This is a genomic window from Pseudoalteromonas aquimarina, assembly GCF_049257255.1.
Classification (GTDB): Bacteria; Pseudomonadota; Gammaproteobacteria; order Enterobacterales; family Alteromonadaceae; genus Pseudoalteromonas.
Map to the genome: position 1 here is coordinate 378,707 of NZ_JBMMUG010000001.1, position 17,875 is coordinate 396,581.

The following is a 17,875-nucleotide window of genomic DNA, read 5'->3' on the forward strand; positions in this document are numbered from 1 at the left end:
TTTTGATGTTGAATTTTATTGGTATTAGTTAGCGAGTAAAGTCGTGACTTTGTGTGAGTGGAAAGGGGAGTGAAGTTAATTAAAAAACCTGTTTTTAGTAAATCAAGGAGTGATTTTAAGTTAACAGGCAAAGTGCAAGACCTGACCCTCAAGCCTTGAAATCTAAATATACGCAGACAATTTTTATAAAAATTAACTATATTTGTCGCGCTGGCGACGGCAGCCAAAAGGGGGCTAACGCCAGCCCCCCTTTGGATTCCCCTGGCGCTCCCAAAATCAAACTTAATCTTCAAACGTCTTTTAAATGTGAACATAAACGCCATGAATCGACATCCATGCCTCAGCATGGCTTGCTCGACCGCTACGCTCCCTGTCTCGCATTATTCATTTAAAATCAGTTTTCAGGTTTGATTAAGGGGGAAGTTAATCTCAGCAAAAGACTTCAAGGTCGCAAATGAGCGAGGAACAGCCGTTCACAATTATGATTTCAAAAGATCATACCTATGTTAACTTTTGATTTCGTTGAATACCTGAAAAGTATGTGTATTTGCACAGGTATAATAGCTAACCAATCAAAAATGTGATTTTACTTCCTATTAAATAAATATATTAATTCTCGCTTTACCTAGCCCATAAAATTCAACTTATTGATTAATAATTAGATTTTTAAAGCTATTTCGTATTTAATAGGACACAACTGAGGGCTCGATAAGACAGGTCTCGCTTTCTTTTCGAAAATTAAATACGTTAGCGCCCTTTAAAATGTAATTTATTAATATTAATCAATTGCTTATTGTTATTTTTTTATCAAATTTTAGGTGATGTCTGAAAATTACATATCCGGCATTCTCGATAATAAGCGTTATGTTTTAAATAAGGTTCAGCATGGTTGATGATAATAAAAATAACCCACCTGAGGCAGCTTTTTTAGGAATGCCCAAAAAGGTTACAGAACTTGTTAAAAATGAGTCTGATCGTGGCGCAATCTTGATCCTTTCAGCATATTTAGAAGAAATATTGGGTTTGTTACTTCAGTCGATCTGCGTGACAGAAAAACATGGACAAAAGCTACTAGAATTTAATTCTCCTGCTGGGGACTTTAATTCTAAAAGGGTTCTTTGTACTGCTTTAGGCTTAATCAGTGATGATGAAGATAAAGCACTAAAAATCATTCAAAATATTAGAAATAAAGCTGCTCACTTTGACAGAAAAGGTAGAGGCTTTGATGTTCTATTTGATTCGGAACCTACCGTAAACCAAATCATAGAACTTTCGAAAGCACTTAATACTAAACTTAGCTCAAAAGAACCATCTGCAGTGAAAGAACAATTCAATAGTAATTGTAGGCTTTTATCAACAAAACTATATGTTCGGCTTCCTAGGGTTAGAAGAATGGTTCAACCTAAATCTAATAAAGATGAAGCGTCAGAAATTCGAAAGAAATTTAAAGGAACAGAGGTTGGGAAAGCTTTAGAGAACATGAGAGATGAAGCTAAAAAAGGGAACTTGGATAAACTAAATGAAATGATAGGGCTTATTGGTCATTTGGCTAGTAGCTCCAAAGATAGCAAGAAAAAAACATAACTAGAATTTAAAGCGGGACTGCAAACAGTTTGCTCGGTTTCGCTACGCTACACAATTTTAGTAAACTATTATCAGCCCCTTAAATTGGCGTTAACTTTATATCAAGCAATTGTGCTTTCAATGAGTGAGATGAAATGGATTTAAAAATTAAACTAACAAGTAAGCCGGATAGACTATCTACAAGCACTTTAGCCGCTTTGATCTCGCATTTTACGACTGCAATAGAGCAAAGCGTTTTTGAAAGTATGTGTTCAATGAATAAAAGTACAAGTAGAAATCAAATCAGAAAAAGTGTGTATGGAAATATTCATTTAGACGTTGAAAGAGTTGAAAAAGGATCATTCATTCTTTTTATTACGGGTGCTATTGCAGGGACAATAGCCTCATGTTTCTATGATGCAGTCAAGAAAAGGCTATCCAAAAGACTTTCACAGGAAGAAGTGATTGAAGTGGTAAACAAACATTTGCCTGTTATTACTAAAAACTTAGAAGAAGACTTGAAGTCAAAAAAACGATTTGGTTCATTGTATGTAGACGAAATAAATATCTCTGTGAATAACAATGGGAAATTTCCAGAAATGGCGATAGATGTATCGTTAGGGTTACCTGAAAAAGAACATATGCCAATAGATTCCGAGTCCCAAATAGAATACGTAATCCGACTTCAAGAAATAAAAAGAAATAGGAAGGACAAGTAAATGTTAGAAAAACTTATTGCACCTTTTGTAGTAGGAATTGCGGTCGGCTTTGTTTTGTTATTTGGTTCAGATGTTAAACAATTTTTATTACCTGACTATGAAGTTACATATAAAGTGGTTTCTTCAAAAAAGTTATTAGGCCCTGAGGATGTCGGCAGAAAAGAAATACCTATTCTGGGAAAGAAAGTTTCAGATGTTTATGTGACACAAGTTGATTTGAAAAACTCAGGAAAAAAATCAATTAAAGATATTGAAATGTTATTAGACATAAACAGTATTAATGCACCTGAATTGTATAGAGTATTTTATATAACTAATCCTGAAGAAATGTTCGGTGATGTAGATTTTAATAACTTTAAGTCAAAGTTATCAAAAAAAATAAAGCTGAAAGAGTTTGTGGAAAAAAATGAAATAACTATATCTGTGATTTCATCAGAACAGTTAGAGCTGAAATTTATAGCAAACAAAGCAGGAGTTAACTTTAAAGAGTTTACAGAAGAAGAGACCGTTGAAGATCATACTTATGTTGCAATAATGTCTGCGTTATCTGTGATTATTGGTAGGTTATTGATTGATTTTTTTGGGTTTTTAGTTGCTTTGTACCGAAGAAGAACGCGCTGAGAAAGTTAACAAGTTGCTTAAACGGGCAAAAAACAGTTGGCTTTTGCTCGTTCCTCGCTAATTTTAGCCAACAATTTTATTGCTGCTTAGCAAAGCGTTTTGTGTTCTAAATGGAGTTTGAAAAACTATGAAGTACGATGATGCATCATGGCATTATGGTGGTGACTACCCCGCAGGATTGCCAGAAAAAAATGCTTATACTCATACTGGAGTTTTCCTTGCGTGGGCTCTAGTTCATGGCATGGTTGGTGAAGTACATAACTTTGAGCGGCCAGAAGATGTGCAAGCCGTAAAAAGCAAACTTAAAACTGGCGGTCAATTTCTTGCTGATAATTGTGATGGTAAATTCACTGATGAAGATCTCAATGATATTGGCAATAAGTTTGCTTCGGAGTTCTACGAAAATGAGTATTTTTCCGTATATGTTGAGGCTGTTGACCCAGAAGAAAAATACGAAACTATTTATCATGTACCAGATACCTGGGAAACATATGATAAAGTGGCACCAGTAATCTCTAAACATTTTGAAATGTGGTCTCAATCGAACACATAACAAACTGTTTAAAATGGACATTTTAGGGAAATTGAGCGTGTCGAAAATTATCTTACAAGGACATATCTTAGTTCCAGACCAAGAATTAGTGGTTGTTAAAAATGAGCTAGCTACCCACATTGAGTTGACTCGCCAAGAAACTGGTTGCATTAAATTTGAAGTTGTTCAAGATAAATTCCAGTTAAACAAATTCACGGTCTATGAAGAGTTCATGGATCAAAAATCATTCGACAACCACCAACTGAGGGTTAAAAGCTCTGCTTGGGGCAAGGTTAGTCGCAATGTCGAAAGGCATTATCAGATAACTGGCAGTGTCAAAAACGTATAACGAGAGAGTATGGTACCGAACGTCCGAGTTTGGCACTGAACAGTCTTTAGAAGAAGGTATTTAGATTCACTCCTTCACCCCTTAATCAAACCTGAAAACAAAATTTAAATGAATAATGCGAGACAGGGAGCGAAGCGGTCGAGCAAGCCATGTACAACAGGGACGTTGTTTCATGGCGTTTATGTTCACGTTTAAATTTTGTTTGAAGAATTAGTTTGATTTTGGGTCGGCTTTTTCTTGGTTCGTTCTTTTTGGCCGTTTAAAAAGAATGAACGAGGGCGCCATGGATGGCGCTAGATACCCGCATGGAAGCAAGCTTTACTATAGTTTTAAACTATAAAACCGAATATTCCCTCATACCTTCTATCCCAAAAATCATTCCACTGCGTTCTCCATTGGGTAATAACAGTTGAAATGGTTTGTTTCGAAGGGCGATTGGGCGGTAATCGGCAACGTTAACGAAGCGTTCAACTACGCTGTAATGCACAAGTGGCATACAGTCTTCCATACAATCAACGCGCACTTGCCTTGGGTTTAATGTTTTTGATGACATAAAACCAGTGCGGGCTTTTTGGTGCAGTGGGGCATCAATTTGCGGGAAAATGGCGATATCGTCAGAGCCGATAGATACCTCATTTTCAGAAAGTTTTGAGTAATCTACTTGATTAAGTTCAAGTACTTTTAAGCCAAAGTGTTTTGCCTCTTCAAGCATAAAGCTTAAGCAAATATCGGCAAGGCCATCATGCCAAAAGCCACCGCCAATATCTGAGTGTACACCTGCAAACCACACTTCTTTTACGTTGGCGCCAGGTGCCATAAGTAAAGGTTGAAAGGCTATGCGGCGTTCGTCAATTGCAACCAAATGCACTGCTTGTTGAATGAGCGGGCTAACGCTATTGTTTTCAAAAACCACATCACTTGCGGGTAGGGTATGTGCGCTTAAATCAGGCATGCCGATAGACGCAACAGTGTCATAAACGCCTAAAAAGGTGATTTTTCGCCCTTGCTCAGTCAGTTTGCTAGCAAATCGCCTTGCAATTGCGGCGCCGCGACTAAAACCAAAAATAAAAATCTGGTCATCACCTGTTAGCGTTAAGTAATCATCATAGGCTTGCTTGTAAATGCTTTCTAAGTCAGCGTACTCTGGCGCAAACATGGTATTAAACACTTGGCTTAACCAATTGCCGTAGGTGCCAATGCCTGCGTAATAAAAACTTTTTTGCTGCTCAAAGGCGTGGCTTGTATTGATTAAATCACCACCGCAAAAAATATGGGTTTTTAAAACGTTGCTGATGCTGCTGTTATAAAATGCATCATCAGCGTCATTTGGTTCGTTACAGGTGCCATCAAAACAAAATACGGCATTCATTAAAACTGTCCTTGTTTGTAAACGTGTTATTTCATGATTAAATTAGTTTGTTAGGCTAAGGGCTATCATACTTTGTGCAATGTAGTAGGTTGCTAAAATAGCAGGTTGGCTCCACACATACTCTTTAACAAAACGGCGATATGCCAAAATTGAGTCCGACACCATAAAAAATAGTGCGCCAACAAAGGCGTAAAGGCTCATGTAGTGCCACGATAGCTGGAAGAAGTTATAGCTGGTAAGTACCATTAAGGTCAGTGCCGTGGCATAGGCATAAACCGGAATTCGCAGCTTGCCTAAATGCTTATTTAAAATGGCAATTAATACCCCTGCATAGGCTAATAAAAAGAGTAGCAACCAGCCATTAAATTCAAAACCTTCGGTATCAGTAAAGGCGATTACATAAGCAACATGGGCGATAAAAAACGCGATAAGCCCTTGCAAAAAATAATCTTTTTTAAGCATTAAGAATATGTCGCCAATAAGTGAGAAGACTAACCCGCCAAATACCCAATAGTGAACAGGGGTAAAAGTGTTAGTTTGCATATACGCAAGGCAAATGATCAAAATGGTGGTTAACGGCTTAAAAATATAACAGAGAGCGTCTTTTTTTAAGCTATCAAAGTAAATATGACTGTATGCCGAAATAAAAATAAAAGGCAGGAGTGTATTAAACATAATTAACGGTTTTACAACAAAATTGTGACCAAAATACGCAAGAACTGCGAAGAACTCAACAATTTAAAACAAAAAGCGGCACTTATTTTGTGCCGCTTTTAAATAATTTGCGCTCTGGTTAAATTAGCTTGCTGCTAAATTACTTTCAGTGTCGCTAACTTCAATCCAATCGTTTTCATCCACCCAGTTTTGTTTACCATCGCTTACTGTACGAATAGGTACGATGTATTCACAGCTTACTTGCGGTTTAACTGAGGCAAATAGCGGGACAAAACCAAAACTGTAAGCTGTTTCAATAATCGCTTGTTGGTTTTGCGGGTCGATATCTGCCGCTTCGTCAATGTAGATAGGAATACGGTATTTGCTTTGTTCTTTATCTGCCAATAAGTAGCGAATAAACAACATGCCGCACAGTAGCTTAATGGTAATACGCGTACCGTTTGAGCCAGCAGAATCGATTTTATCAAAAGTATCTTGCTCGCCTGCGCGATTGACTACTACAAAGCGAATATCAAATAAATCACTTAAGGTTAAACCACCATTACCGGTGGCAAGTTCAATTAAATGATCCTTCGCGCGATTAATCTCTTTTTCATCAAACGCTTGTTGGCTAAGTAAGTCGAGCGTGTCTCCGTTATCGAGCTTATTTGAGGTAGCGATAATGGTATCAATACTTTCAATAAGCTGTTTGCGCGGCAGCACTTCAATTTTAAAGCTCTTTAAGTTTGAAATACGGTGCTGGCTAATGCCGCCATTAAAGCTATTCATTTCACGGCGCAGGCGATCTAAATCTTCGCGCAGGCCTTTAATGGTCGCGGCTACTTCGGTCAATGCCACACGCGCTTGGCGTTCCACCGCTTGTTGTTCGTTATCAAGGTTATGATATGCATTAATCACTTTTTGATACTTTAAGTATTCGTCCGTTTCGCCATCAAACTTTGTCAGGCCTGCGTTGTAAATATGCAGGTAGGTGTTTGATACGTTAACCGCAAAATTTCTAAGCTCATGACAATCTTTGTTAAAGCCATGAATTAAATCGGCTAAGTTATCAAAATCAATGGTGATATCAATTGGGTAGGGCGTTGATTTTCCAGAGTAAAAATCAAGAGTATGGTCAATACGTTCTGATTTTACTTGCGCTAAACGGGCACTTTGGCGCGCCAGCATATCGCGGTTAGCTTTAATTATTGAGCGTCTATCAGCAATGGTGGCAACAGCATTTTGCACTTCGCTGAGTAACCCTTCTACTTCGTCTTGCTCGCTTTCAAGTTGTGACAGCAATAACTCTTGCGCCTCAATTGAGGCAAGCATAGTAGTGTATTTAGCAAATTGACTCAGTGCGGCTTCATGCGCCATTACCGTTTGATACAGGGTTTCTTTTTCCTGCTTTTTGCCTTCTAAATCAACGGCAACTTCTTTTTGTGCCAGTAATTCTTTTAGCGATGTTTCAAACGCATTAATTTGCGCTTTAATGGTTTCTTTATCATCGCCCGATTGCATTTTAAGAGCGCTCAAGCCCTTTAATGGAATATCAATGCCGGGCAGTTTTGCGACATTACCTTCAATTGAACGGGAAATTAAATCAAGCAGTTCACTAAATGCAGTTTCATCATGAATGGTAATGTCGTTTTTACCCGACGTTGCCATGGTCATAATATCGTGGTTAAGCAGGCACGAAATATCTTCTACTTCTTTCAGGGATAAGTCTTCACGCATGCGAGTAAATAAATTGTACTCAAGGTTTTTAAGCTGCTGTTTTAAGCTCTTAATTTGCTTGGTGGCATCTTTAATGCGGAAATCAAGGGTAACAAGTGATTGCCCTTCGGCGCTGGCAAGGGTATGCGAGAGCGCATCGTATTCTTTTTTAACTTGTGAAAGTTCGGCTTTTAACTGCGCTTCGTTAACCAGCTCAAACTCACTTTTAAGGGTTGAAAATTCACTAAACCAAGCATCTAGCTGGGTGCGTTTACGTTCTATTTCACGTAGTTGACCTACATACAGGCTTTGGCGCTGTTCAAATTCGATTTTCTCGCTTTCAATGCCTTCTAGCTGCTCGGTGATTTCAATTAGCTTGTTGTCGTTAAAGTCGCTGTAATCAATTAAGGCTTTATCAATTTTTGGCGCAAAGGCCGCAAGTTTACCTTTTAGTGCACTTTGATGCTCTAACATGCTTTCAAGCGCAGTGATGGCTTCGCCATTTTGCTCAAGCGCTTTTAACTCTATTTTTGCACGATTTACTTTTTCAAAGGCGCGTTGCCACACATCGTAAAAGTCCACCTTGGCGTTTGACATATGACGTTCAAACACTTTTAACATAAAGCGTTTTACATCTTGCGCGCCAAGCTTATGTAAGTTAAGAATTCGGCGGAAGATCTCTTTATAAATCGGTGCGTCATGGGCATGATTGAGCGGGATCATTTTAAGGTTAAGCACGCTATCAAACGGTGTTGCACCACCCGTCAGAAGGGCATTTAGCTCTTGTGCTTTAAGTTCATACGGGGCGTAACCTTTTTCACCTAACTCTTTAAATAGCTGAGTGTATTTTAAAATGCGTTTGTTTTGTGTGTAGTCGGCTAAATCTAATTTACCGTGGTAGCAAAAATACTGGTAACCATACCCTGCGACTTTACCAAGGCCAGCAACACCAATAACTACTGAGCCATGTGGGAGTTCTGCTTCTAGTAGAATATACGATTGATCAGACGCGAAATAGAATTTACGGGTTTCGTCAAGGTCGTGTCCGTCCCATTCGGTTAAACGCAAATCGTTAATCAGTGGAAACTGTAATGCGTTGATAACCGAGCTTTTACCTGTGTTATTAGGCGCACAAATAGAGCTACTTTTATTGAGTGGAATCACACATTTTGCGTAACCTGCGGTATTTAAGAGGGCAAGCTTGGTTAAACCATATAATTCAGTCATTACACTTGCTCCTCATCCATGTGACTTTGAAAATTGCTAATATCGTTTAGGGCATCTAAATAGCGGTGCGCTGAGGCAAGAATACGAAAACCCAGTTCGGTTTCGCGGGCAACACCAAGCCTTACCATACGTAAAAACACATCGCGGCGCATATCGCTACCCGAAAAGATCTCTAGCTGATCAAATAAGTGCTTGTTGTTTTGCACTAAGGTCATCATCAGTTCAAGGTCGATATCGCTATCGAATAGGGCAACTAGTGGATCTTTACCGAGGTTGGCATAGTGCTCAATCAACACGTAAATGGTAAGGGCAAATGAGCGCGAGATTTTCCCCATATTTGGGGTGCCCTCATCCACTTGCAGGTAATAAAACCCGCGGGCATCGTGAACAAGGGTTTGGCCAAGAGCAGCAAAAAGCGCTTCATAAGCATCAAATTCTTGATCAAGTTGTTGAAATAGTTGGCTGTCTTGCTCGCAAATATGGTAGCCAGACACCAGTTTTTTATTGATTGCTTTAAGCTCTGAAAGCAATGATAAATCGATTTGAGACATAAAAGTTAATCCGATGAAACTGAACTTGCGAGATACGGCTTGAGCGTAAGCTGTTTATTACCACTTTGAATGGTTACTTGCTCGCCGTGTGAAATAGCGAGCGTGTTATCGCTAGCTAGTTTTTGGTAAAGGTATAATAACTCGTCAGTTTCTAGTTCATCATAGGTGGTCGTTAAGAAATCCATAATAGACGCTTTTTTGCTGCGTTTAGCTTGCGTAAAGCGTTGTTTTACTTGATTGTAATCTGGAATGTTCGGTGCCGTGTATTGATTCACCGCACTCATATCCGGTAATTCGTACTCGTCGTGCTCAAACTCCGCAAGCTCGGCCATATACGCAGTGATTTGGTTGTTAGAACCAAGCGACAATCGCTGCGCCTCTGAGCTAAAGTACGGCATAAATTCGCCAAGGATTTTATCCACCCCTTGTTTACGAATAAGCGCAAGTACCTCTGAGGTTTGCTTGGTTAGCTGGGTATTGCGGCGCAGCTCTTCTCGCAGTGGCAATAATACATCGGCACTTTTGGTGAGAGATTGCTGACCAATTAAATACATATCTAAAATACGGCTGCGCAATTGCTCTAGCTGGCGCTTTTCGTGTTTAAATTTGCCAAGGGTCGTGAAGTGAATTATCAAGTCACTCAGTGAGGCTTCAATTTGCTCAAAACACAGCTTAAATTCGCCGCCAATATCCACCATATTGAGCATTGGTTCAATGTATTCATCAAATGCTTCAATGACCGCTTTATAGCGTTTTGCCAACGTTAAATTAGAGTCGTTAGATTTAGCTTGTTCAACCAGGTTAAAAATAGCGTTTTGATTATGTTGAAATAATTTAACAATTTTACGCACGCGCTCATCCATAATGCGTGCATTTCGCTTGATTTCCATTTCGTCATCATTAAAACCGGCATGTGACAAACGTTGGTTTAAGCGTGCTAAATCTTCTACCAAAACATGAATTTCGCCAACTAAGCCAAGGCTTTCTTCTTGCAATAAAAATTGCGAGAAATCAGCAATTGCTCGGTTGATTTCAAGTTGTGATGATTTTGCTAGTGGAATGATAATTTCTAGCTGGATCAACTTGTTAATTTGTTTAAACACGGCCTCAGATGAGAGCTTTGAGTCTAATTTTTTTAATAAGCTCTGAGCATCTTGGAAACTAAAATCACCAAAATCAAAGCGTTTTATTAATGCTTCAATCAGTGACCAGTTCTCTACCAAGGTCGTTAGAATTCTTTTAGGTGGGATCATATTTATCCACGTTAACTTGATATTTATCCAAAAAGTAAATTTTTTATAAAAAAAGTGTGTTATTAGACTAAAACCGTAGTGGTTTTAGGTAATCTACAATGCTACACTTCGCGCCGCTCTGCTGACTAACGTTTTCAGTAGTGTTCGTTCAAATTTTTAACTCAACTCTACAGGTTAAAATAACAAGATGGTGTCAGGTGTTATTCTCGCGCTGATAGCAATCGCTTTCGTGCTGATTGTTATAGAGGATATTATCCATGTAAACAAAGCCAAAACAACGCTATTTTTTGGAACTTTGTGCTGGATTATTCTCTTTATTTCCCCTTTACATGGGCAAAGCCCAGAATCTGTTCAAAAAGAACTCGATCACAATATTTTAGAAATTGCGACCTTGTGGTTGTTTTTGATGGCGGCGATGACCTTTGTTGCTTATTTAAACTCGAAGGGGTTTATTCAAAGCTTGGTGCATAGGGTATTGCCTAATGAAATGAGTGAACGCAATTTAATGTATTTAATAGGTGCGTTTGCGTTTTTCTTCTCGTCGATTTCTGACAACATCACTGCAACGCTGATATCGCTTGCGGTTGTGATGTCGCTTAAGCTTGATGCCAAAAAATTAATTAAATATGCCACGCTCATTGTATTTGCGGTGAACTCAGGTGGTGTATCGCTTATCACGGGTGATGTAACTACTTTAATGATCTTCCTCGCTGATAAAGTAACCATTGCTAACTTGTTGTTATTAGTTGCACCAGCTGCTTTTTCTGTATTTATTTTGGCAGCGATGCTGAGCATGGGCATGAAAGGCACCATTACCTTTGAAAAAGTAGAGCTACGCCGCATTGAAAAAACCGACATTACCATTGCGTGTATTTTTGTTTCGACCATCGTAGCAACGCTAATGTTTAGTGTGTGGTATCACATTCCACCTTTATTAACCTTTTTGTTTGGCTTATCGCTGATGTTTTTGGTGGCGCAATTCTTAATGCGCAAAAAAGATGTGAACAAAAAGATCATCGACTATGTACGTGAAATTGAGTACGACACCTTATTATTCTTCGTTGGGGTATTACTGCTTGTTGGTGCAATGAAAGAAATTGGTATTTTAAACCAGTTTACACACCTGTATGAAGTGTTAGCGCCAGAGTACGCAAACTTTATTATGGGTATTTTGTCAGCCGCGGTTGATAACGTTCCGCTTACTGCAGCACTACTAAAAGCAGATATCGTAATGGATACGCGCCAGTGGTTAACCTTCACCTATGCAACAGGTGTGGGTGGTTCAATGCTGATTATCGGTTCAGCTGCAGGTATTATTGCGATGAGCAAAATTAAGGAACTGACCTTTGTAAGTTACCTGCGCATGTTTATGTATTTGATGATTGCCTACACCATTGGTTATTCATCATCGTATTTAGTTGGTTGTTTATTTCTTAATTAGTGATTGACAGCTAGACGGCTAAACGGTAAATTTCAAAAGCCTTCTTTTTAGAAGGCTTTTGTTTGTGTGCTTATTAAGTATTCAAACACAGAAGAGGTGCATTAACCAGGTAGTAGATTCGAGGGCACATTCCCGACGACGGTCTATCAGGGGGTTAACTGCCGAGGAGTGATCTGGATTTGTGGCCAGTTTGCTTCGGTTCTAGAAGTTGAATCTTCGGGACTGTCACCTGTAACAGGTGGAGAGCTTCTGGCAGAGACTATCCTGATGTAATCAATATCGTTCCTTGCCAAGTTCTCCTTATTAAGATTTAAAGGAGAGACTGTGTCTAATTCAAATATCAATGTAGCAAAATTTGGTGGTACCAGCGTCGCTGACTATGACGCAATGGTGCGCTGTGCTGAAATTGTTTTATCAAACCCAAATACCCGTTTAGTGGCGGTAAGTGCAAGCTCAGGTGTTACTAATCACTTAGTAAGCCTTGCCAATGACAGTTTAACGGTTGAAGAGCGCCAAGCACATATCGATGCGGTTGTTGCAATTCAGCACAATATTACCGATAAACTAACATTAGATGCAGATATCACTGATGGCTTTTTAGCAACACTTGAAGCATTCAAAACCCTTGCACTTGAAAATGAATTTGACGACAAAGCAACCGATGAGCTTTTGAGTTTTGGTGAGCGTTTATCATCGTATTTATTTACGCAAGTATTGCGCAGCTTAGGCGCACAGTCTCAGCGTTTTGATGTACGTGAAGTGCTTGCGACAAATTCACATTTCGCCAAAGCAGAACCGAACGTTGCACGCACACGTACTTTAGCAACTGAAAAACTTTTACCATTACTTGAGAATAACATTGTTGTAACTCAAGGTTTTATTGGTGCAAATAGCCAAGGTGAAACAACAACCTTAGGCCGTGGTGGCTCTGATTATAGTGCTGCGTTACTAGCAGAGGCAGTAGACGCAAAAGCCGTTTACATTTGGACAGACGTTGTTGGCATTTTTAGTACAGATCCACGTTTATGTGCAAAAGCAGCACCGATTGCAAAGCTGAGCTTTGATGAAGCGGCCGAAATGGCAACCTTTGGTGCCAAAGTATTACACCCTGCAACTATTTTACCAGCAAGCCGCAGTGGCATTAGTGTGTTTGTTGGTTCTAGCAAAGCGCCAGAGCAAGGCGGTACATGGATTGAGAAAGAAAAGTCTGAGCAAGCCGGTATTCGCGCAGTAACCCAGCGTAAAAATCAGATTTTATTGACCCTTAAAAGCCCAGAAATGCTTCTTGCGAGCGGCTTTTTAGCACGCGTTTTCACTATTTTAGCGAAATACAATATTTCGGTAGATTTAGTGACTACCTCTGAAATCAGTGTTGCGTTAACGCTTGATAATGCGCCAAATGCATTACGCCCAGAGCTTGATCAAGCTTGCCTTGATGAGCTAAGCGAATTTTGCCATGTAACGGTTGAGAATAATTTAACCTTGGTGGCATTAATTGGCTCTGAAATTCAGTTACGCCATGGTGAAATTAACCTAATGGGTGTACTTAGTGAATTTAACATTCGCTTAATTTGCCATGGTGCTAGTAAACACAATCTGTGCTTTTTAGTAGAGCAAAGTGAATCAGATAACGTTGTGCAAGCGATTCACAGCCGTTTGCTCGAAGCCTGTTAAATTGGGTTTAAGCAAAACTTCAATAAGCGCTGGTGGCTGAAAGACAGTTGCTGGCGCAGCTAAAGAAAAGTCAAACTGCTTGGTTTGACAGCTATAAGCGAGCAAATTGTTATTGGCATAGCCTTCGTACACATTGGGTGCTAATAATTTAGCAATGGGAACCGCAATGGCTTTGGCCAGCGCTTCTTTTAATGTCCAGATACGAAAAAAAGTATCGGACATAGGGTTTGCTCTCTCAATTTCATTAATTTCATCAATATGATAAAAGTGCTTGGCTAATTTTAGAAAAGGGCGCTTTTCTGAAATAAATTCTAGGTCGATACCCATACGCTCAGGTGTGCTTGCCAAATAAACCGCAACCCAACCTTTAGAATGACTGATCACCAGTGACAGTGGCAAAGTGCTGTTTTGATACTTAATTACCAAACGGGCACTTGGTTCGTCAAAAAACGTTGTAAGTTCTTTGAGTTCAATCGCGAAGTATTGCTGTGCTAAGCATTTAATTAAATAACGAGATGCTAAATATTCCCGTTTTGCGCTGTCTGATTTGCGCCTTTGCATAATCGCGATTTCACTTGGTGACAAAATAGATTCGATGTTTATTTGGTCAAAATTAAGGTATTGGCTATTGGCTATAACTAAATTGATTGGTGACTTGGGGTTTAGCACGCTAAAATGCGCGCGCTCAGGCGAGTTGCCTGTTATTGGTGGTTTTTTGTTGTTAATCGTTTCCATACCCGATAGATTAGTCTTTTAGCCAAGCGTAGCCATTATATTTGCTGCAGTATATCTTGCTTGGTTTTATAAGTCGTGGTGTAGATAATAAAAATAAGAGTTCAATATGGCACAAATTAGAGATGGCTTTCAAAGTCGTTTAGGTTTTGTCTTAGCGGCAGCAGGTGCAGCCGTAGGTTTAGGCAATATATGGGGATTCCCGACGCAGGCTGCAAATCACGGTGGCGGCGCATTCTTACTGGTTTACTTTATTGTAATCTTTTTACTCGCATTACCTGCGCTTTTTACTGAGCTTTATATTGGCCACAGTGCACAAGCGAACCCAGTAAAAGCATTAGCTGAGGCGTGCCAATCAACAAGTAGAAAAATGGGTGCAGCTGCAGGTTATATTGGCCTTGGTGGTGCAATTGTGATGCTCAGTTTTTACAGCATTGTTGCTGGCTGGATGCTGGCGTTTGCCTTAGAGCCAATAGCAACTATTTTAGGGCTCACTGATATTGCCACTTTTCTGAAATCAGACTCCTTACTGCGCAATGTTATTTTTACCCCGCTGATGTTGATTTTAACTGCCAGCATTATTTTAAAAGGTGTTAAGTCTGGTATTGAAGTATGGTCACGCCGTTTAATGCCAGTGTTATTAGTATTGCTACTTGTCTTGATTGCTTACATTGGCACACTTGAAGGTGCAAGCGATGGCTTTAAGGCCTACTTATTACCTGATTTTAGTAAAGTAACCGACCCGGATTTAATTATTGCAGCGATGGGACAGGCGTTTTTCTCATTGTCGCTGGGTGTTGGTTGTATGATGATTTATGGCTCATACCTTAAGCGCGATGCAAATGTGGCAAAAATGTCGATTTCGGTTGCCATGCTTGATACCAGTGTTGCATTTTTAGCGGGTTTACTAATTATTCCGGCACTTTATGTAGCGCAAGCGCAAGGTGTAGAGATTATGCAAGGGGGCAAACTAATAGGTGAAGGCCAGCTAATCTTTGCTATTTTGCCACAGCTGTTTGCAACCTTAGGTGCGTTTGGGCTTGTAGTTGCTTTAGTATTTTTTGTACTGATGTCGATTGCATCACTTACGTCAACCATTTCATCTACAGAAATCCCTGTATCTTTTTTAGTTGAAAATCATGGTTTTGATAGAAAACCTGCGACATGGCTGGTAACAATTATTGTAGGTCTTTGTTCAAGCGTTATTATTGTCAATTTTGATTGGTTATTTGGGCTAGTGATAACCGTATTTACGCAATACCAATTACCATTAATGGGGTTATTTTACTTTGTGGTTGTTGGCTGGTTTTGGCAGCGTGGCAATATGCTTCATGAATCAAATAAATTGGGATATAAACTACTTGCGAACTATATCCGCTTTATTTGCCCAATCTTAATGTTAGCGGTATTTGCTAACGTAGCATTTAAATAGTTTTTAAAAAATAGAATAAAAAAAATGCGCGTTTAAAACGCGCTTTTTTTATTTAACTTCATTAGTTAATGGTGAATTGGCAATGAATTCATTCACATTGTGAAGTGTAGTAGCAACAATTTCACTCACAGCTTCTTTTGTGAAAAAGCCTTGATGACCAGTAATAAGGACATTAGGGAAGGTGAGTAGACGTTGGAAAACATCATCGTCGATAATTTCACAGCTCATATCTTTAAAAAACAGTTCAGACTCTTGCTCGTACACATCGAGTGCTAAGTATCCCAATTTGCGTGATTTAAGCGCAGTTATACATGCTTTCGTGTCAATTAAAGCACCGCGGCTAGTGTTAACAAGCATCACCCCTGGTTTCATTTGTTCGAGTGCTTCTTCATTGATGATATGCAGCGTATCGTTGGTGAGCGGGCAGTGAAGGGCAATAATATCTGATTGCTGGTAAAGGGTTTCTAGGCTAACTGGCTTCGCTAGCTCACTTTCGGCAAATGGATCAAAATAGATCACGTTAGCACCAAATCCATTTAAAATTTTAACAAAAGCGCTGCCAATTTTACCAAGGCCAATCACACCAACTGTTTTGTTATGTAAGTTAAAACCAAGTAAGCCATTTAAATCAAAGTTGTTTTCTTTAACGCGGTTATAGGCTTTATGAGTTTTACGAGAAAGCGTTAGAATAAGTGCTAAGCAATGCTCTGCTACAGCCTCAGGGCTATAAGCAGGGACTCGCACCACTTTAATGTTATGCCTTTTTGCGGCGTTTAAATCTACATTGTTAAATCCAGCACAGCGTAGCGCAATCAACTTTACCCCAAGCTGACTTAAGTTTTTAATCACAGTTTCATCAAGCACATCATTCACAAAACAACAAATACCATCAAACCCTTCAGCGAGTTTTACGGAGCTTTCGTTCAGTGGCTGCGAAAAATATTCGGCAGAGATATGTTCTGGAAATTGACACTCAAATGCGGAGATATCGTACTTTTGTGTACTAAAAAATGCGAGTCGAAAGGACTTAGAACCCATGTTGCTTTCCTTAACCAGATGTAAGCCTATAATTCAATGCGTTAAATGATTATACTCAAACGCAGTTTTGTAAAGATTAAAAGTGAGTAAGTTATGTCGATTAAGGTTGCATTTATTGGTTTGGGTGTAATGGGTTACCCGATGGCAGGGCATCTTAAAAATGCTGGCTATGAAACCTGTGTTTATAACCGTACCACAGCAAAAGCGCAAAAGTGGGCAAATGAATATTTGGGTAGCTTTGCACAAACGCCTAAAGCTGCATCTGAAAATGCTGACTTTGTGTTTGTTTGCGTGGGCAATGACGACGACTTACGACAAGTTGTGAAAGGTGAAGATGGCATACTTGCTGGCATAAAGCCTGGTGCAATTATTGTTGATCACACAACGACATCAGCTGAAGTAGCGAAGGAGCTAGCTGAACTTGCAAAAGCGCAAGGCAATGATTTTATAGATGCGCCTGTTTCAGGCGGACAAGCTGGCGCAGAAAATGGTGTATTAACAGTAATGTGTGGTGGTGATGAAGCGGTATTTGCAAAAGCACAGCCGGTTATGGCTGCATTTTCACAGTTTAGTCAATTATTAGGCCCAGTAGGTGCAGGCCAACTTTGCAAAATGGTAAATCAAATTTGTATCGCGGGTGTGGTACAAGGACTTGCAGAAGGCATGCACTTTGCGATGAATGCAGGCCTTGATGGTGAAAAGGTTGTTGAAACTATTGCTAAAGGTGCTGCAGGCTCGTGGCAAATGGTTAATCGCCATAAAACCATGCTTAAAGGTGAATATGAATTTGGTTTTGCGGTTGATTGGATGCGTAAAGATCTTGGGATCGCGTTAGATGAAGCACGCAAAAATGGCTCGCAATTACCAATGACTGCGATTGTTGACCAATTTTACAGTGAAGTTCAAAACTTGGGTGGTGGACGCTTTGACACCTCGAGTTTATTAGCGCGTTTAGAATCATTTAAACAAAAATAAACACGCTTTAAATACAATAATGCAGCCAA

16 protein-coding genes and 1 riboswitch are annotated in these 17,875 nt (G+C 39.5%); of the genes, 9 read left to right on the plus strand and 7 right to left on the minus strand.

The window, feature by feature from the left end; translation table 11 throughout:
* Positions 1–885: 885 nt before the first annotated feature.
* From AAEU29_RS01700 to AAEU29_RS01720, 5 genes are all read left to right on the plus strand, one after another.
* Positions 886–1,584: a hypothetical protein gene (locus tag AAEU29_RS01700; protein WP_421971796.1), complete on the plus strand. Its 699-nt coding sequence runs from the start codon at positions 886–888 to the stop codon at positions 1,582–1,584.
* A gap of 134 nt (positions 1,585–1,718) precedes the next feature.
* Entirely contained in the window at positions 1,719–2,282 is a 564-nt protein-coding gene (locus tag AAEU29_RS01705) for a hypothetical protein (protein ID WP_421971797.1), read from the plus strand.
* Entirely contained in the window at positions 2,283–2,903 is a 621-nt protein-coding gene (locus AAEU29_RS01710; protein ID WP_421971798.1) for a hypothetical protein, read from the plus strand. It abuts the gene before it with no gap.
* Between the two features lie 127 nt (positions 2,904–3,030).
* Positions 3,031–3,456: a DUF7832 domain-containing protein gene (locus AAEU29_RS01715; RefSeq protein WP_421971799.1), complete on the plus strand. Its 426-nt coding sequence runs from the start codon at positions 3,031–3,033 to the stop codon at positions 3,454–3,456.
* Positions 3,457–3,493: 37 nt separating this feature from the next.
* On the plus strand, positions 3,494–3,784 hold the full coding sequence (locus AAEU29_RS01720) for a putative quinol monooxygenase (protein WP_421971800.1): 291 nt from the start codon (positions 3,494–3,496) through the stop codon (positions 3,782–3,784).
* Between the two features lie 334 nt (positions 3,785–4,118).
* Here AAEU29_RS01720 and AAEU29_RS01725 read toward each other — a convergent pair whose 3' ends face one another.
* From AAEU29_RS01725 to AAEU29_RS01745, 5 genes are all read right to left on the minus strand, one after another.
* Positions 4,119–5,153, minus strand: a complete 1,035-nt coding sequence (locus AAEU29_RS01725; RefSeq protein WP_421971801.1) for a phospholipase effector Tle1 domain-containing protein — start codon at positions 5,151–5,153, stop codon at positions 4,119–4,121.
* 42 nt (positions 5,154–5,195) lie between these two features.
* The gene (locus tag AAEU29_RS01730; RefSeq protein ID WP_421971802.1) at positions 5,196–5,828 is read right to left on the minus strand and encodes a lysoplasmalogenase; all 633 of its coding nucleotides are present in this window, start codon (positions 5,826–5,828) and stop codon (positions 5,196–5,198) included.
* A gap of 123 nt (positions 5,829–5,951) precedes the next feature.
* The gene (locus AAEU29_RS01735; protein ID WP_421971803.1) at positions 5,952–8,750 is read right to left on the minus strand and encodes an Mks condensin complex protein MksF; all 2,799 of its coding nucleotides are present in this window, start codon (positions 8,748–8,750) and stop codon (positions 5,952–5,954) included.
* Positions 8,750–9,301 carry a condensin complex protein MksE gene (locus AAEU29_RS01740; RefSeq protein ID WP_038641964.1) on the minus strand — a complete coding sequence of 184 codons (552 nt, stop codon included), beginning with the start codon at positions 9,299–9,301 and terminating at the stop codon, positions 8,750–8,752. Before AAEU29_RS01740 ends, AAEU29_RS01735 begins: the two co-directional genes overlap by 1 nt.
* Before the next feature lie 5 nt (positions 9,302–9,306).
* The gene (locus AAEU29_RS01745) at positions 9,307–10,554 is read right to left on the minus strand and encodes an MksB family condensin complex protein (protein WP_421971804.1); all 1,248 of its coding nucleotides are present in this window, start codon (positions 10,552–10,554) and stop codon (positions 9,307–9,309) included.
* Between the two features lie 187 nt (positions 10,555–10,741).
* Between AAEU29_RS01745 and nhaD the strand changes: the two genes are divergently transcribed.
* Complete coding sequence (gene nhaD, locus AAEU29_RS01750; RefSeq protein ID WP_274761717.1) at positions 10,742–11,995, plus strand: sodium:proton antiporter NhaD; 1,254 nt, start codon at positions 10,742–10,744, stop codon at positions 11,993–11,995.
* A gap of 83 nt (positions 11,996–12,078) precedes the next feature.
* A riboswitch (Lysine riboswitch) is annotated at positions 12,079–12,252 on the plus strand.
* A 130-nt stretch (positions 12,253–12,382) separates the two neighbouring features.
* Positions 12,383–13,669 carry a lysine-sensitive aspartokinase 3 gene (gene lysC, locus AAEU29_RS01755; protein WP_421972290.1) on the plus strand — a complete coding sequence of 429 codons (1,287 nt, stop codon included), beginning with the start codon at positions 12,383–12,385 and terminating at the stop codon, positions 13,667–13,669.
* Here lysC and AAEU29_RS01760 read toward each other — a convergent pair.
* Positions 13,619–14,404 (minus strand): 4'-phosphopantetheinyl transferase family protein, encoded by a 786-nt coding sequence (locus AAEU29_RS01760; protein WP_421971805.1) that lies wholly within the window; start codon positions 14,402–14,404, stop codon positions 13,619–13,621. The two genes, lysC and AAEU29_RS01760, sit on opposite strands and share 51 nt — an antisense overlap.
* Before the next feature lie 106 nt (positions 14,405–14,510).
* Between AAEU29_RS01760 and AAEU29_RS01765 the strand changes: the two genes are divergently transcribed.
* Positions 14,511–15,833 carry a sodium-dependent transporter gene (locus AAEU29_RS01765; RefSeq protein WP_421971806.1) on the plus strand — a complete coding sequence of 441 codons (1,323 nt, stop codon included), beginning with the start codon at positions 14,511–14,513 and terminating at the stop codon, positions 15,831–15,833.
* 48 nt (positions 15,834–15,881) lie between these two features.
* Here AAEU29_RS01765 and AAEU29_RS01770 read toward each other — a convergent pair whose 3' ends face one another.
* Positions 15,882–16,871 carry a 2-hydroxyacid dehydrogenase gene (locus AAEU29_RS01770; RefSeq protein ID WP_421971807.1) on the minus strand — a complete coding sequence of 330 codons (990 nt, stop codon included), beginning with the start codon at positions 16,869–16,871 and terminating at the stop codon, positions 15,882–15,884.
* Positions 16,872–16,964: 93 nt separating this feature from the next.
* Between AAEU29_RS01770 and AAEU29_RS01775 the strand changes: the two genes are divergently transcribed.
* Complete coding sequence (locus AAEU29_RS01775) at positions 16,965–17,846, plus strand: NAD(P)-dependent oxidoreductase (protein ID WP_421971808.1); 882 nt, start codon at positions 16,965–16,967, stop codon at positions 17,844–17,846.
* Positions 17,847–17,875 lie beyond the last annotated feature (29 nt).

Coding starts and splice junctions, on each gene's coding strand:
- AAEU29_RS01700 (WP_421971796.1), top strand. CDS start 886: ATGGTTGATGATAATAAAAATAACCCACCTGAGGCAGCTTTTTTAGGA.
- AAEU29_RS01705 (WP_421971797.1), top strand. CDS start 1,719: ATGGATTTAAAAATTAAACTAACAAGTAAGCCGGATAGACTATCTACA.
- AAEU29_RS01710 (WP_421971798.1), top strand. CDS start 2,283: ATGTTAGAAAAACTTATTGCACCTTTTGTAGTAGGAATTGCGGTCGGC.
- AAEU29_RS01715 (WP_421971799.1), top strand. CDS start 3,031: ATGAAGTACGATGATGCATCATGGCATTATGGTGGTGACTACCCCGCA.
- AAEU29_RS01725 (WP_421971801.1), bottom strand. CDS start 5,153: ATGAATGCCGTATTTTGTTTTGATGGCACCTGTAACGAACCAAATGAC.
- AAEU29_RS01730 (WP_421971802.1), bottom strand. CDS start 5,828: ATGTTTAATACACTCCTGCCTTTTATTTTTATTTCGGCATACAGTCAT.
- AAEU29_RS01735 (WP_421971803.1), bottom strand. CDS start 8,750: ATGACTGAATTATATGGTTTAACCAAGCTTGCCCTCTTAAATACCGCA.
- AAEU29_RS01740 (WP_038641964.1), bottom strand. CDS start 9,301: ATGTCTCAAATCGATTTATCATTGCTTTCAGAGCTTAAAGCAATCAAT.
- AAEU29_RS01745 (WP_421971804.1), bottom strand. CDS start 10,554: ATGATCCCACCTAAAAGAATTCTAACGACCTTGGTAGAGAACTGGTCA.
- nhaD (WP_274761717.1), top strand. CDS start 10,742: ATGGTGTCAGGTGTTATTCTCGCGCTGATAGCAATCGCTTTCGTGCTG.
- lysC (WP_421972290.1), top strand. CDS start 12,383: ATGGTGCGCTGTGCTGAAATTGTTTTATCAAACCCAAATACCCGTTTA.
- AAEU29_RS01760 (WP_421971805.1), bottom strand. CDS start 14,404: ATGGAAACGATTAACAACAAAAAACCACCAATAACAGGCAACTCGCCT.
- AAEU29_RS01765 (WP_421971806.1), top strand. CDS start 14,511: ATGGCACAAATTAGAGATGGCTTTCAAAGTCGTTTAGGTTTTGTCTTA.
- AAEU29_RS01770 (WP_421971807.1), bottom strand. CDS start 16,871: ATGGGTTCTAAGTCCTTTCGACTCGCATTTTTTAGTACACAAAAGTAC.
- AAEU29_RS01775 (WP_421971808.1), top strand. CDS start 16,965: ATGTCGATTAAGGTTGCATTTATTGGTTTGGGTGTAATGGGTTACCCG.